This is a genomic window from Paenibacillus rhizoryzae (assembly GCF_059686995.1).
This window is the reverse complement of the sequence record NZ_JCAALT010000001.1, coordinates 1,119,294-1,134,807: the sequence shown is the minus strand read 5'-3', so window position 1 is coordinate 1,134,807 and position 15,514 is coordinate 1,119,294. Positions and strand designations below refer to the sequence as shown.

General features: G+C 49.3%; 14 protein-coding genes. 3 read left to right on the top strand and 11 right to left on the bottom strand.

The annotated features are described in order from the left end of the window. Window positions 1–5: 5 nt before the first annotated feature. On the bottom strand, window positions 6–1,139 hold the full coding sequence (locus AC6ESO_RS05215; RefSeq protein WP_497090444.1) for an NADH:flavin oxidoreductase: 1,134 nt from the start codon (window positions 1,137–1,139) through the stop codon (window positions 6–8). Window positions 1,140–1,269: 130 nt separating this feature from the next. Here AC6ESO_RS05215 and AC6ESO_RS05210 point away from each other — a divergent pair, with 130 nt between their 5' ends. Beyond that, window positions 1,270–1,638, top strand: coding sequence for an ArsR/SmtB family transcription factor (locus AC6ESO_RS05210; protein WP_497090509.1), 369 nt, complete (start codon window positions 1,270–1,272; stop codon window positions 1,636–1,638). 53 nt (window positions 1,639–1,691) lie between these two features. On the opposite strand, the gene AC6ESO_RS05205 is transcribed toward AC6ESO_RS05210, so the two are convergent. From AC6ESO_RS05205 to AC6ESO_RS05175, 7 genes are all read right to left on the bottom strand, one after another. Continuing rightward, complete coding sequence (locus AC6ESO_RS05205; RefSeq protein ID WP_497090443.1) at window positions 1,692–2,144, bottom strand: VOC family protein; 453 nt, start codon at window positions 2,142–2,144, stop codon at window positions 1,692–1,694. A gap of 184 nt (window positions 2,145–2,328) precedes the next feature. After that, on the bottom strand, window positions 2,329–2,988 hold the full coding sequence (bshB2, locus tag AC6ESO_RS05200) for a bacillithiol biosynthesis deacetylase BshB2 (RefSeq protein ID WP_497090442.1): 660 nt from the start codon (window positions 2,986–2,988) through the stop codon (window positions 2,329–2,331). Window positions 2,989–3,011: 23 nt separating this feature from the next. After that, window positions 3,012–3,356: a YojF family protein gene (locus tag AC6ESO_RS05195; protein WP_497090441.1), complete on the bottom strand. Its 345-nt coding sequence runs from the start codon at window positions 3,354–3,356 to the stop codon at window positions 3,012–3,014. 92 nt (window positions 3,357–3,448) lie between these two features. After that, window positions 3,449–3,679 carry a DUF3221 domain-containing protein gene (locus tag AC6ESO_RS05190; protein ID WP_497090508.1) on the bottom strand — a complete coding sequence of 77 codons (231 nt, stop codon included), beginning with the start codon at window positions 3,677–3,679 and terminating at the stop codon, window positions 3,449–3,451. Between the two features lie 213 nt (window positions 3,680–3,892). Beyond that, window positions 3,893–6,094 (bottom strand): protein kinase family protein, encoded by a 2,202-nt coding sequence (locus tag AC6ESO_RS05185; protein WP_497090440.1) that lies wholly within the window; start codon window positions 6,092–6,094, stop codon window positions 3,893–3,895. 4 nt (window positions 6,095–6,098) lie between these two features. Further along, on the bottom strand, window positions 6,099–6,872 hold the full coding sequence (locus AC6ESO_RS05180) for a hypothetical protein (protein ID WP_497090439.1): 774 nt from the start codon (window positions 6,870–6,872) through the stop codon (window positions 6,099–6,101). An 11-nt stretch (window positions 6,873–6,883) separates the two neighbouring features. Further along, window positions 6,884–7,714 carry a vWA domain-containing protein gene (locus AC6ESO_RS05175; protein ID WP_497090438.1) on the bottom strand — a complete coding sequence of 277 codons (831 nt, stop codon included), beginning with the start codon at window positions 7,712–7,714 and terminating at the stop codon, window positions 6,884–6,886. Window positions 7,715–7,927: 213 nt separating this feature from the next. Here AC6ESO_RS05175 and AC6ESO_RS05170 point away from each other — a divergent pair, with 213 nt between their 5' ends. After that, entirely contained in the window at window positions 7,928–9,301 is a 1,374-nt protein-coding gene (locus AC6ESO_RS05170) for an APC family permease (protein ID WP_497090437.1), read from the top strand. A 444-nt stretch (window positions 9,302–9,745) separates the two neighbouring features. Here AC6ESO_RS05170 and AC6ESO_RS05165 read toward each other — a convergent pair whose 3' ends face one another. Continuing rightward, window positions 9,746–10,024 carry a hypothetical protein gene (locus tag AC6ESO_RS05165; protein WP_497090436.1) on the bottom strand — a complete coding sequence of 93 codons (279 nt, stop codon included), beginning with the start codon at window positions 10,022–10,024 and terminating at the stop codon, window positions 9,746–9,748. 220 nt (window positions 10,025–10,244) lie between these two features. On the opposite strand from AC6ESO_RS05165, the gene AC6ESO_RS05160 reads away from it, so the two are divergent. Then, window positions 10,245–12,305, top strand: coding sequence for an ATP-binding protein (locus AC6ESO_RS05160; protein WP_497090435.1), 2,061 nt, complete (start codon window positions 10,245–10,247; stop codon window positions 12,303–12,305). Here AC6ESO_RS05160 and AC6ESO_RS05155 read toward each other — a convergent pair. Both AC6ESO_RS05155 and AC6ESO_RS05150 read right to left on the bottom strand, forming a co-directional pair. Next, window positions 12,302–14,095 carry a multicopper oxidase domain-containing protein gene (locus AC6ESO_RS05155; protein WP_497090434.1) on the bottom strand — a complete coding sequence of 598 codons (1,794 nt, stop codon included), beginning with the start codon at window positions 14,093–14,095 and terminating at the stop codon, window positions 12,302–12,304. The genes AC6ESO_RS05160 and AC6ESO_RS05155 overlap by 4 nt on opposite strands. Window positions 14,096–14,109: 14 nt before the next feature. Further along, a complete protein-coding gene (locus AC6ESO_RS05150) occupies window positions 14,110–15,345 on the bottom strand; it encodes a plastocyanin/azurin family copper-binding protein (protein ID WP_497090433.1) in 1,236 nt (411 codons plus the stop codon). Window positions 15,346–15,514 lie beyond the last annotated feature (169 nt).

Sequence of the window (15,514 nt, the reverse complement as noted above, 5' to 3'; positions counted from 1 at the left end):
CCGTATTAGTACAACCGTCTTAATGCGTCAGGGGAAAATGGAAGTAGTTCATTGAACCGTTCGCCCCGAACCTTCTCCGCCCAAGCAGGATCCACCAACAAGGCGCGTCCAATAGCGACGAGATCGAATTCGTTCTGCTCTAACCGGACCAGCAGCTCGTTGATGTCGGATGTTCCTGCGCTTTTGCCTCTGAAGGATCCCAGGAATTCATCATCAAGACCGACGGACCCTACCGTGATCGTAGGCTTATTCGTTAATGCTTTCACCCATCCTGCAAAATTCAGGCTAGATCCTTCAAACTCGGGTTCCCAGAACCTGCGGGTCGAGCAGTGGAATATATCTACACCCGCTTCCACGAGAGGAGCAAGTAATTGACCGAGCAGTTCAGGCGTAGCAGCGAGTTTGGCCGTGTATTCGGACGATTTCCACTGCGACAATCGAATGATGATCGGGAAGTCAGGACCAACTGCGCGGCGACAAGCTTCGATGATCTCGACGGCAAATCGGGTGCGTGCTATTAAATCGCCGCCGTATTTATCCGTGCGTTGATTCGTTTTCTCCCAGAGGAATTGGTCGATTAAGTAACCATGGGCGCCGTGCAGTTCGATACCGTCGAAGCCGATCCGTTTCGCATCGGCGGCTGCTTGCGCGTAAGCTTGTACGACTTGATCGATTTCCGACTGCTTCATCGGTTCATTCACTTGTTCACCCTGTAGATTAAGTCCTGAAGGTCCGATCGATGGCACTTCCGGATGAGGAAGCGACCCGTTCTTGCGGGTCATCCCGACATGCCAGAGCTGCGGTACGATCCGTCCTCCCGCTTCGTGCACTGCGTCAGCGACACGTTTCCAGCCTGCAAGCGCTTCTTCTCCGTGGAAGTTAGGGATATTCGGATTATCGGTTGCTGCTGGATGATTAATCAGCGTGCCTTCCGTAATGATCAAGCCAACGCCGTTTTCCGCGCGTCTACGGTAATAATCCACTACGTCCTGTCCAGGTACACCTCCCGGTGAGAAAGCCCGCGTCATCGGTGCCATCACGATCCGGTTGGCTAGGCTGAGACTCCCTAATGAAATAGGCTTGAACAATGCTTCTACGGAATGCGAGTTCGTTGCTTGACTGGTATTTAAATTTGTCATGGTTATTCCTCCACACCACTTATTTTTCTATAAAGACTTCATTTGCAATATGCTTTTCCAAAACTTGCTTATTTAATAATTCGATTGTTATCGAACAATAGAAATATAGCATGGGGTGTGGTAGAATGCAATCACTACCTTTCGACAAGGAGGAAGCATCCTGAAGATACTATATCACCCGGACAAAGCCGATATTCATCTCTCGTCCGTCCTGTATGCGCTCAGTGATCCCGTCCGGCTATCCATTGTTGCAGAAATCAGCAGAATAGGAGAAAGCACTTGCGGCGGCATCGATGCCAACGTCGTGAAATCGACCTTGTCCCACCATGTTCGTACGATGCGCGAAGCGGGGGTCTTACAGGTTCGCGTGCAGGGAACGCAGCGTTACTTGTCCATTCGATCGGCTGATCTGGAAGATAGATTTCCCGGCTTGCTCAGTTCCATTCTAAATGCCTATGAAGGCTCCAACGACTCTATTTCCAACGTAACCATAGACTAAATGTAAAACAGCGTCAGTATGGACATTCAAGTCCTAGACTGACGCTGTTTCACTTATTTTTTACGGAGTTGTTCCGCCAAACCGATTAGAAGTCCTTCATGTCCACGAATGTAGCAGAGCCGATACGAGTCCCCGTACTGAACCACTTCCCCAACGAGTGAAGCACCAGATTTAGTGAGTCTGGCTACCATTTCGTCAATGTTTTCAACGGTGAACATGACGCGTAGATAACCGAGGGCATTTACAGGAGCAGTTCGGTGATCTGATATCGTAGGTGGGGTGAGAAATCGCGAAAGTTCAATACGGCTGTGGCCATCTGGCGTAACCATCATAGCAATCTCTACACACTGTGAACCCAGCCCGGTTACGCGACCCGCCCATTCACCTTCGACAGTAGCTCGCCCTTCGAGCTTCAAGCCGATCTCCTCGAAGAAAGAGATTGCGTTATCAAGGGATTCTACAACGATGCCAACATTGTCCATTCTTAGTAATTTGTTTTCTGCCATAGTTTGATCTCCTTCCAAACGATTAACTTCTTGTCACAGTTCATGACAGTGATATTACCCTTATCATAGAACATTAGTTCGCATATTTCAATTCTCAACATTAAAGTTTAATATAGGCCAAAAAATAAAAAGCCTGATTTCTCAAGCTTTTACTCCATGACCCTTCATGAAATTGAATACTGTTTTATGAGAAGCGATACGTCCAAAACCGTTCCGTTCCGAAGCGTGCCTGGATTTCCGCATCCGATAATTTCTTGCTGCCTAACAATTCAGCGGCTTGGAACTGGGACTTATGGGCTTGAATAGACGCCATCTTCTGCTTCAGGTACCTTTTAACGTCATTAATGATATCAGGTTTGCCGATTTCCTGTTCATGATTATTGGCGAATGCCATGCAGTGCACGGTCGGCCTACGCTCGGCCGGCATTCTGCCGATCGTACGGATTACCGCTGCCCCGCATGCATTGTGATCGGGGTGAACGCTCAGCGTCGGGTGGAAAGTAATGACCAACGAAGGATTCAGCTCTTTCATAAGCGCTTCGATGCTTCCGTCTAACTTCGCTTGATCTTCGAATTCGATCATTTTATCATGAAAGCCAAGCATTCTGATATCCCATATGCCAATGGCACGGCAAGAAGTTTCCAGTTCCTGCTTGCGAATCGCGGGCAATGTGACCCGGTTGGCGAATGGGGGTATACCCATATTGCGGCCCATTTCTCCTAAAGTCAAACAAGCGTAAGTGACTTCCGACGATCCTTGGTCGAGATGCATGGCGAGCGTCCCTGATACGCTGAATGCTTCGTCGTCCGGATGCGGAAGTATAACTAGGATGTGACGTTCCATAATTGTTCCAATCTCCCTTTCCCTTAGAATGGTTTGCGGCTCAATTGCAACGCCACGATTAGTTTTCCCGCAGCGTCGTGCCCCGCAAGAATGAGCCTTTCGGAATCCGACTCTTCGTAGTGGGTAAGCCCCTCGGAATAAACCCACCCTTGCTCCGTTTTCAAGCCGACGCGATAAGGGCCGTCCCCGGAAATCGAGCCGTGGGAATAACGAATAACGGCGTTCGAAATAAAGGTTGCGGCCGGATGTTTCGTACGGTCCAGATGCGCGGCGTAAGCTCCCGTAGTCATCTCGAGATGGATATATAATTCCTCATTGATAAGGATATCGATAAATTGCTGAACTTTCTTTTTATCGATGAGCTGCATGTTCTTTCCTCCTTCGTCCTCCGCTATTCCTTCTTCATGCTTGCCGCGTATCAAAGCGTTTAAACGCGAATCATAGAAATGGCCCGTCGAAGTCAATCCGAGGCGACGAGCTCGAGTCTGCGGGTTCCCGCCTGCGCCGGGAAGGAATCCTCTACTCCGCCGTTGATCCATACTCGCACTTTGACCTTATCCTTCAAATCGTCAAAGGCGATTGAGCGCCCGGCGCTGTCGACCATCTCCGAATGATTGTTGAAGCTACACCAGTAGCTCGGTTCAGTCTTTCCGTCTTCCAGAACAAGAATACGATGCGACTCGTTGTCGATTTTCGAGATTGTGCCGACCGGTTAACAGTATAACAGCAGCCAGCGCAGTAAGGGTCATACGCTTCATGAAACTCGCTTCCTTTCGTAGTCTTTACACCTTAAACGCATGAGCGGTGCAATAGTTGCTCATCTCAACGATTCGGTTGATCTATGGCGACCTAAAAATCCCCTCCCGGCTACCGGAAGGGGATACTATCTTGGGATGGCGGCTGATTACCTTCGAAACAGGAATACTTGCTTTACGTACCTTACAAACTGCACATCCATGTAGGATGCCATTCGTTTGTTTAGATCATGGAATTCCTCCAGTTTGTCTGAATGGCGTTTACTTCGTTCATCGATTTGCCTATCAAAGTGATGAAGCTCGTTCGCAAGCCGGGTTCTTGCAGCCTCCACTTCCTTCATTAAGGATTCCAATTCAGGATGGTGAGCCTGCTTGATCACATTCAACCTTTCCTGTGCAGCGGTTATATACGTTTGTTCCGCATCGGTTAACGTTGACTTCCGATCCTTATACTTTAACGCTATCGCGGAGATTTCACTGCGAGGAAGGACTGGAGGAATTTTAGTGCGATACCTGCGTTCGATTTTTCTTTTCCAGTCGACCAGCGCTTTCGCTTGAGATCGGCTCATGCCTACATGAACCGAACCGCCGTTCTGTAAAATCAAATAAGCCTTGTCGATTTGTTTGCGACCATAGGACTGATTGATCGTAATGTCCATGAAATCGGCCGGCGTACGAATGCCGCTCTTTCTTAAACGTCGTTTTGTCTCATCGTCGATATCCGGAATATGTTCCTGGCTAATCTTATGTTTGATTATTTGTTCTTCCAGCCATTTTTTTTGGAACGAGGCCAGTTTGCCGGAAAGCTCCGTTTTTTCCTCTTGGTCAATGGTACGTCTTTCGCCAACTAATCCGCTTAAACGATTATGAAGCTCCTTCTCCACCGCTTCCGATTCATGCCTTTCCCGATCAGCTGCTTCCTCGAACCTGTGTACGCAATCGTTTATCAATTCCTCTTCAATTTGACTGAAATTTTGCTTGATTGCGTTCAATTCGTTCATTTCGATTCTCAAATCCGATAGGATAAGCTCCAGCCTCTTCCTATTCTTGGACGTGGCTCTCTTTTCCTGAACGACTGGAATTTTCCCATATCGCCAGCTTAAAAAGACCATCTCCGTTCCAAAACCTATCATCGAACAGAAGAATGGCGCTGCGACCGGGGTACGACTGTACAAAGTTGCCGCGGCTAACCCTGTTGTAAATAAGATCAGGTAGGAAACAACGCTCTCCTGCAAGAACAGATTCGTTAATCGTTGCACGCGAGGCGTCTCTTCCAACGTAATATGGTCCAGAACCCACGACGCTCCACCGGAATACGAAGTTTCTGGCGGCGATATAGCGGCAGCCTTACGCGGCATCTGCTTTATAAACCGATCATACAAGACGGTTAGTGAAGTTCGAAAGGATCCATTTTTAGAGAACGCCGAGATATGGAGGCTTGAAGAAAGGTTGGTTCGCTCCTCCGAATCGGAATCGGGGAGTCTAGGCACTTCCGGTACTTCCATTATCGCGAATGCGCGAAGGGAGTTTGCTGACGATCGTACCTCTTCATCTTCAATAAGCGCAAGCAATTCGAATGCCCGCGATGTATCCGGACTAACAAAGTCCTTCCGTCGAAAAAGCAGGCTTTCCTCCGCCTCCCCCGCTTCAAGCGAATGCCATAACGAGGGATCGGCACATACAGCCGCGATCGATATCCAAACTACCCAAGCCGAGAAGTGATCGATATAGGTGCCGAAATGCCTTTCATTCCTCCCCGGATGTTGATAGTTTCGATGACCGAGCTCATTGCTCGGCATGCCGTTTAAAGCGGGAACATACATCCCGTCGTAGTCGATCAGAATGATTTCATCCTTATGGATCAATATATTTCCATGCTGAAAGTCACCATGCCCAATATTGGCCAAGCGCAGCTCGCGGGTCATTGTTATCCATTTATCGGCGAGCTGTTGCAACAGGTCGGTACGATGCAAATTCCGCCCCATGTAATCGAGCAGTGACTCTCCCTCCACCCACCGCATTTTCACGACCGGGAACCACTGTCCGTTAATGTTGACGCCCTCGGATAGATATTCGAAAGGGACGAGATAAGGGAGCGGATTCGAGCGTAAATGCAAGCTGATGGCATCGTAACGGATCTTCTGATCTTTTACATTGTTGGTAAAGCACCTGACCGCCCACTCTCGCTCACCGCACTTCAGTTTGTACACGGTGGCGAAGCTTCCCGATATCGGACGGGGCAAGCCGAGCTTATCCAATTCCGGGAGGCCTGCCTGCAGCTCCGGGTCCTTGAAGCAGATACGCGGATTTTGGATGGCTTCCCTATAATCCTGCGGAGTGGGCCAGAACATCGCCTCACTTCCCCTTAACCAGTTTTAGACGAAAGAATGTAACGTCATCGTTCTTAAGATAGAAATGGCCTTCACGGTGAGGCCGCCGTCTTTGTTCATGTACGAGATGAATAAAGTCACGCTCGCCAGCCAGATTACCGATTAGCCTTATCACGCTGCGATCTTCCTTGTAACAAGTCAACAGCCAGCAGGCTAGGGCATCGGTCATCAACCAGAACTCGTCTCCCTCTTCGGCATTGCCGCTCCAGCTATGAACAAACGCTTTAAGCTGGACGTTACTAGCCGCGTTACTCGAGATGAGAACAGGTCGGCGCCCAAAATCATCCGCTGTGTTTAGAGGAAATGAGGCGATCATCGTATCCCCTCGAACATGAAAAATACAGCTGTCGCCGACCGCTATCGCGTCAAATGCCGCAGACTCGGCATCTATCGCATATCGGAACGTGATCCCCGCTAATGTGGAAAATGCCCCGCTGCTGAGCTTCTCTAGCGCATACCAGGGGAGATTTTTGCCGTTGGTTTTTTTCTGCCAAGCTTTCGATAATGGGGAGATGGACTTATGAATCTGCGTATCGCCGAATCTGCCAAAGCAATAGCCGCTTGCGAGCAAATTCGCCCACAGTTCAGCATAGGAGGACTCACTGGCCCCATCCGCTATGGCGAATCTACAGATTGTCGTCTCCTTGTGAACATGTGTGCTGCTATGGGAGGCATCTTCGTATTCATCGCTGCGATTCCCTGCCTTCGGCAATGAAAAACATTCGCTTTCGATTCGCATACCTAAAGCCCTTACCGCAGGTTGGCCGGACGCGTGCCGATATCAAGCGCCTGGATCACCAGCGTCAAATCCGCATTGAGCACAAACCCTCTTGCTCCATCCGAAAGATTCAAGTCGTATTCCTGATTGGCAACTTGGATCATAAAAGGCGTTAGCGGACTTGAGCCTTCGTAAAGCACTCTGGAATAAGCGTCTGGCAGCGCATCCGCGGTTTCCGGAAAACGGAGCTCCACCGCGCTTGGACTATCCGAAATGTGCAGGTTAAATAACAGTACATTTCCATCATCCGTCGATAGCGCTCTTAGTTGTTCCATTTCAAGAGTCGGATCGCCGTCGGTCGATTCCCCGTCCGTGATATGAATGACAACCGGCGGAAAACAGTGCGTGTACTCATTGATCCATTGCGTCAGAACGGTTTGAGCCGTTCTCACGGCTTCGCACATCGGCGTTCCTCCGTTTGCGATCGGTTCAAACCAGACCGGAAACTTGACGAGTTGATCAACCAGCCCTCCTGCCCCATCCGGCACTTTTTTCAGACGTTTATCCAGCTTTGACGGGTTATCGGCAATTTCGCTAATCGGTACCACTTCTTTTCCCGCTAATACACCTCCGAACGCCGGACCGACACCGGCGCCATAGCCAATTACGCCAACATGATAGTAATCGCGTATCCCTTCCGACTTCGCGCACTTGATAACGAGATTTTGCAATAACCGGTTGATGGCGTCTGAAACGCTCTCGGCCTTGGTGCTTGCCCCAAACGGATCAGACATGGACCCGGACTGGTCGATAATGAACAAAATACACGATGGATTCGATCGGCTGATTTCAGCTGAATACATGCGCTCACCCCTCACAATAGGTACATGTTTATTCCTATTCGAACGGGGACAAAGTATTGACAATAAAAAAAGAAGCTGGCGCAGAAGAACTGCGGCAGCTTCTCAATCTATGGATTCTCATGAATCGGAATTCAAAATTTTTTATATTTATGCATAAACCGAGATGTGGTATATTACTTAAATTGCACAGTTTATCATCAGGAGGAATTGGAATTGCACAACGCTGTAACTTTGAAGCGTTCACTGGGACTTTGGTCTATAGTGATGCTTGGACTGGGCTATATGGCTCCGATGGCTTTGTTTGACACTTTTGGAATTGTATCCGGATCTACCGAAGGACATGTACCGGTCGCCTACGCGATTGCTCTTGTCGCCATGCTTTTTACAGCATTCAGTTATGGGAGAATGGTGAAGGTTTACCCAAGCGCAGGTTCAGCTTATACCTATACGCAAAAAACAATGAACCCGCATCTTGGTTTTTTGGTAGGCTGGTCATCCTTATTGGATTACCTTCTTCTCCCTATGGTCAATGCACTGCTTTCCCAAATTTATCTTTCAGCCATTTTCCCCGACGTGCCGAAATGGATTTTGGTTGCAGCCTTCGTGCTGGTCATTACCTGCGCGAATATATGGAGCCTCACTTCTATCGCTAAGTTCAATACTTTATTAGTGCTCTATCAAGTACTTATTGTTGTATTTTTTATCATTCTCTCGTTCAAGGAGTTAATGCACGGTGTAGGGTATGGAAGCGTTCTGGCTAGCGGACCTCTATATGATTCGGATATGCGCATCTCCTCTTTGGTCATTGGAGCTACCGTATTGTGTTTCTCGTTTCTAGGTTTTGATGCTGTAACCACGTATTCCGAAGAAACCACGAATCCGGCCGCTACGATCCCTAAGGCGATTTTCCTCACGGCGCTTATCGGCGGGTTGTTATTTATCATCGGATCCTATTTTGCCCAAGCGATCTTCCCTGACGTTTCTAAATTTAGCGATCCTGACGCAGCTTCGCCCGAGATCGCCCTTTATGTTGGCGGAAAGATCTTTCAGTTGTTCTTTCTTGCAGCTTCGTTCGCTTCTACCGTAGCATCGGGACTTTCCTCGCATGCAAGCGTATCCCGCCTGCTGTTTGTGATGGGTCGAGATAACGTACTGCCGAACAAGCTATTCGGTTACGCACATCCTCGTTTGAGAACGCCTGTCGGGAATATTATTATCGTCGGACTGATCTCCATGACCGCCATTTTCTTCAATTTGGAGACAGCGTCTTCATTCATTAGCTTTGGGGCGCTGATTGCCTTTACGTTCGTTAATCTGTCTGTGATTGTACACTATGCATGGAGAAGGAAAATGTATTCATCCGTAACCAGCTTCCTCGCTCATGTAGTTATACCATCAATAGGAGCGATTTTCGTCTTTATACTGTGGTTTAATCTGGAGCACAACTCCTTTATGCTTGGCTTAAGCTGGGCAGCATTGGGAATTATTTACCTCCTGTATGTGACTAAAATGTTCAAAGTCAGCTCTGCCAACATTCAATTCGAAGAGGCCGTCGATTCGCCCAGAATCGACGTTCAAGCGGGGTAATGTCATAATATATCAAAAAAGCCGCGTTTTAGGCGGCTTTTCTTCACATATAAAATGAACTTGCAGACTCAGCCTATCCAAATAAAGCCTTCTCAAACTTCGACATATTTAGTAAATATACAACTGCAACAAAGAAGAGTACGGAACCCAGCAAAGGGCGAAAAGTGCCATCCGCCGTTAATAAGAGATCGCACACCATGAAGATCAACAGATTAACGATTATATACTTTCGTAATAATGCCATGTTATCCCTCGTAGAACGTGATTTAACACTATACTATTCAAGGTAAAATCAATGGTGCCGATGACGAGGAATCCTTTCTAAGACCGCCAGCATGAAAAAAGGTGAACTCAAACGCTGCGTTTGAATTCACCTTTTTTAGGTTGCAAGGTTATATGTATGCTTTGCCCTCCCTCGAGCTAAATGGCTTTGGGCAACGTCCGTTAATTCTTTATTATTCGGTGTACGGGAATGACTTGAACAGTAGGAAATTGAGTAAGGTTCATTGTACTGAAGATAGGGCCTAATGTGTTTTGAAAGAATTCTTGCTGGGCTTCAGCGGATTCCCAAACTTCAATCACTTGCCATCCTCCGTTATTTGGTCCGGCAAAATGAACGGAACAACCTTCCGGTATCCCGTTTTGTAGCGCAAGCTGTTGTAAAACATGTTCATATTGTTCTTGAGTAAATCCTGGGTTATCAACGATGACAGCAATTGCCATGCATAATTCCACCTTTGCTTCATTATAGGACATTTGTCCTGATTAAATCATATTGTTTCGATTTAAAAATATACCAAATTAATGTCCATAAGCACCATTTGTATAAATTAGTAAATATTTCCCAAACCGTATGATAGTTCGACAGCTTTTTATTTCCAAAGCGGTTAAGATCATATCAAACTAATTTTACATAGCGCATAACGGGAGCGATGAGTCCACGATGAAGTTGGTTCGTCAGATGCTGAACGATTTAGAACAAAAAAGGTTTGTCGGCCGGGAAAGAGAACTTGGCGTCATGCGGCAGGAATTGAGCGACAGCAACGACGACTGGTGTTTCATTCATATTTGCGGCCCTGGAGGAATCGGCAAAAGCGCTTTGCTGCGTGCCTTCCAATGGACGGTAAGAGAAGGTCTCGTCTTCTATATTGATGGCCGTTCTTTTGATCACCCGGCACATTTCGCGGAAACCATTCGGATTAAGCTCGCTAAGGCCGGATTCCCCGTGGACCAAACAACGAACGGGCTGCCAGGGGAAGAGGAAGCCGAGTTGCTCAACCAAATCGCGCAGAACTGCGGCGGAATCGTCTTGCTCCTCGATAGCATGGAACGCAGGGGATACATCCAAGAGTGGCTTTGGGACAAGTGGTTGCCTCTGCTTACCGTGCGCGTCAAAGTTTGCTCGGCCGGCAGACATCCGCTTGACGAAGGGACGCTGTCCGCATCCGAGTGGAGCGGCATGTTTCGAAACATGCGATTAACGCCGCTAAACCGCAAAGAAATGGAACGTTATTTAATCGCATGCGACATCACCGATCCGGAGCTTCGATATGCGATCGAACAGTTCTCAGGAGGCATTCCTCTGGCGCTCTCGCTGGCATGCGATACGGTACTAAAGCACGGAGCTGCTTGGTTTCTGGGCGGTGGACATACCCAAGCAATTATCGCATCGATGGATCGCGCCTTATTCCGGGACGGAGATCCCCAGCAATTCAAACGGCTGCTTGCGGCCGCATCGATTCCATGGCGGTTCGACCAAGACTTGCTTCAGTGGATTCTAGGCGAAGCGATTACGCAAGAACAGTTCAATGACTTTTGCAATATGCCATATATCAAACTGTTCTCGCAAGGCGGCTATTGTATTCTGGATGCCGTTCGCAAATGGATCAACGCCGAGCTGGAGCATCGCGCCCCCGAGACGCATGCCTTATACAAACAGCGGGCTCTGTCCGCAATTGAACGGCGATGGATGAATACGGCTGCACGGGATGAAGAACGGAAAATGCTGCTGCGGCTTGAGAAGGCATTTCTAATGTCCGACGAATTCATGAGGAGCTTTTATTTTGCCAGCGACAGGTCGGGATTCAAAATCCGTGCCGCAAGTGAAGAACACATTCCGCTGCTCCGGGAATGGGTTCAGCAGTTTTTTCTCGCGTTCCCTCCGTTTTTAAGCGATGATTCCTTGCAGCATACCTTCCTAGACGCCGTTTGGGAAGCAGAACCATCCTCTTTTCAGGTTGTTTTCCATGATAATGAAGTCGCAGGCGTATACACCTTTATGCCGCTCAACGAGAAAACGCGTCTTATATTTGCGCAAAACCCCGTTTACGTCACATTCATTCAGGGAACGGCGCTGCAAGATAACGATTATTTGATTTGGATGCTTGGCGTGAGACGCGAATTCGAGCCTGAGCTAAGCTCGGTCATTGTACAGGAGCATTTCTCTCACGGAATTACGGGCAAGCGGGTTTCCATACTCATTCCGATTGAAGGACCGGTGGAGTCGCTTTGCCGGCTTGGTTTCGAACGGATGCCTTGGGCTGATTACGTCTCTGCGGGAGGGCTTCATTGGAAAGCGGCGCGAATTGACCTAAGAAACGATGATTTCTTTCAACGGATCCCGACTCCCGGCTTCGTAAAGTCGATCCCACCCTCGAAAGACGCTCGGTTTCAACTCGTCAAGCAAACGCTTGAACATTTCCACTCGCTCGGTCGGGAAGCCTCGCTTCTGGATGCGATCAGCAGCCTGCTCCCCGGAGCTCTTTTCAAAAACCGGAACGAATCGGCTGCTGCCTGCATTTCGCAGCAAATCACGGATATTCTTGAACGCTTAGCCGGCGGTAAAAATCAGGAGCGCATGCAGGCGCGGATCTTGCAGTTATTTTACATCGAAGAAATTGGATCCCACGAGGCAGTCGCCACTAGACTCGGTCTTGCAACGACTACCTATTACCGCTATTTGAAAAAAGGGATCGGTCTGCTTTCCGACATTCTGCTGGGCTAGCTAGAATCTACTACCACTGTCGCTTGCATTGTCGGATGCACGGAGCAGTAGTACAAATACGTGCCCGCATCCTTGAACGTGTAACGCCAAGAGCCTGAAGCAGGAATACTCTTGCTGTCGAAGTGATTATCCAAATCGGTGACTGTATGCGCTTGTTTATCCCGATTCACCCATATCACGGTCGTTCCCGGCTTCACATGAAGCTCTTTAACGGAAAAGCCTGATGCGCTGATCGTAACGGTCATGCCATCCTCTTCATGCGACATATGATCCTCTGCTGGGGGAATCGGCAACGCGGAGGGCATTTCCGGAACAGGGTCCGCAACCGTAGGCGCTGCTACCGTTAGCGTTGAAGGGGAAGGCGGTAATTGGGGCAGCTTCAGAACCCATTCACCATTGCCTGAATCGAGGAGCTTGGCTCCCATGAACTTCTCGGCTAAGCTGAGCGGAACGAATGTCGTTCCTTTCGTTAGTACGACCGGGGCGGTTAATACCGCCTTTTTTCCGTTATAGACCGTTTCCTTACTGCCGGCGGTCAGCTTCAGTTCGTTCGCCTTCAGCGTCAGAACGTACGAGCCTGTTTGCGCGTCTTTTCGCATACCGAAACGAGCTGCCTCCTGTAACAGCCTTATCGGCACGTAAAGCTGCTTATCCTGAAGGAAAGGCGCCGCAGCAAGAGGCATGCTTTTGCCATCGATGAGCGCAGCTTTTTTCCCGCTTGTCAGCTTAACGGAAACGTTCGGCAATGCCGGGGAGCTCATCATCATCGTATGCATGCCGCCCGGGTACTCGCCGTCATTCGTATTGTCTTTAATGTTGTGGCTATGGATCGGAAAATGACCGCTTTGGGTCAGCTTGACAAGAATATCGTACCTTTCCCCCGGAGCGATCTCGATCGTATCTTTCGTAAGCGGCGCGGGAAGCGGCCTGCCATCCGAAGCGATCACTTCAAAGTGCTCGCCGTGCATATGGATGGAATGCGTATCGTAACCGGAATTGATGAGCCGGATCAGAATGGTATCCCCTACGCGCCCTTCCACCATTGACGTTGGATCGTTCTCCGTGTCGGGATATGATTTGCCGTTGATCGTCCAATAGCGCGGATGGTAGTCCGTTCTATCATACGTTTCCCCCTTCTCGACCGCTTCGTGCCATTTCGGGTCGATCTCATTGAGCAGGAACACGTAATCCTTGTCATAGCGGGGACCACCTGTCCAAGCTTCCGGAATGCCGCCTTTCGCCCGAACGACGAAAGCTCCATGCATCCCCATCTGCAAATGCTCGATCGTATCCACATGGCAATGATAGAAATAAGTGCCTGCATGCGTCGCTGTGAAGCGATACGTGTAGCTTTCGCTTGGCAAGATGGCGTGCGACGTATGGGGAACGCCGTCATTCGCCTGGTCGGTGTCCAGTCCGTGAAAATGGATCGTATGGGCAAGCTTCTTGACCTGTTGATTGGATGGACCGATGTTCGTCAGCGTCACTTCGACATGATCGCCTTCGTTCACCGTAAGCGTCGGAGAAGGCAGCGTCGCTGTTCCGGGTTCGTTCTTCAAACTATAGCCCCAAATGTACAGCTTCTTGCCATCCGCCAGCTTGATTTCTCCATCGGTCGCATAGAGATGGAAGCGTTTGACCTGCGCGTTCTCGGTCAATGCCGGCGTCGCGGTCTGATTCGCTCCCTCCGCTGCTCCCGCCGCGGGCTCCGGCCTTGCGAACCACAATGCCAAAGCGCTAAGAAGCAGCGCTGCCGACAACAGCAGCGCTTGCTCCCGAACGTTCTTCACAATGAATGGCATTCTCATTTCGTTCGAACAGACAACAGCTTCGCTGTCGGATCCCAAGTATAGGTTTTGCCAAGCAGCTGCGCCACGGAGTCCACGGCGACGTAGGCAACGCCTTTTGTCACATATGGAGCCGAATCGGCTGTAGCAGCAAGCTTCTTGCCTCCGATCATAATTGTTTTGCCGGAAACCTGATACGAGGCTCCAAGCGCTTTTGCAACGCTGGAGAGCGGTGCAAAGACGTGTCCGTTCTTCACTAGCGCCGTCGTGACGAGCGCTTTGTCATTCACCGTTAATTTAACAGCGCCTTTCGGAGCGACGACGATTTTGCCGGAGTAGCCCCATAACACATCCGTCACCGTATAGGTTCCAGGCTTCGTGAAGGTGAGCTTGAAGCTCGGTTGACCGAAACCCGGAGCATTCGGCATCAATACGCCGGCAGACGCGAAACCGGTGCCGTCATATACCGGGCCATGCGGTGTCACAACGTCAGGATTAACGCCTTTCTCCGTAAATACCTGCATGCCTTTCGGCGCATTCACGACAGCCGTATGTGCTTCACCGGGGGCCCCGGCCACGAATTCGATTGTATCCCCCGCATTAATGTACACTTCTCCCGGTAAGTAAGCGTTGACCATAACTTGCGAATTGCCAAAGCCCGCGAACACTTTATACGTCAGCGTTGCATCCTTGTTCTTGTCGTAATTCACTTTGCCGTAGAAGGTTTTCCAATCCGCGGCCACTTTCGATTGATCGTCAAGCAGGGCATTGTTCATTGCAGCCTGTTCTGCCTTGGTCGGAATGAGGCCGCCCTTCGGAACGACGACGACCGTCCCTTTCATCACCGGGTGAATCAAGCAATAATAGGCATAAGCGCCTGCTTTCGTGAACGTGATGGAATACGATTCCATCGGATGGAATTCAGGCGAGAATAGCATGGTATCCCCTGACCAAGCAGAACCGCTTGGAGGCGAAAATTTCGTAATATCGAAATCATCAGCCGGAGGCGGGTTGCCAATCAAGAAGCCGAGTAAGTGCGGTGCAGCCATGTCGTGGTTCGTGAATTTTACCGTATCCCCTTCATGAATGTAGATAACGCCTGGCTGCATGGAAAACATTTCCGTATCCGACGACATCATTTTGCCTACGGATACGTCCCAAGTTTGCGGCGCACTGTCGCTCTCCGCGAATGCGCTTGTTACCCCCGTCAACGCCAGTATTGTGACGAGAAGCATAATACGAATGAATTTCATCCTCGTTCCTCCCCAATCATAAGTTCGATCCTTTCGAATCTTAGCCGTTAATCGCTTCCATGTTCACTACCACTTCACTGCCATTTTTGTTTCCCAGATTTTTTAAACCCCGATTAAACGCAAAAGGAGCCGTGCGCTAACACGGCTCCCCTGCATCTTATCCGGTAAA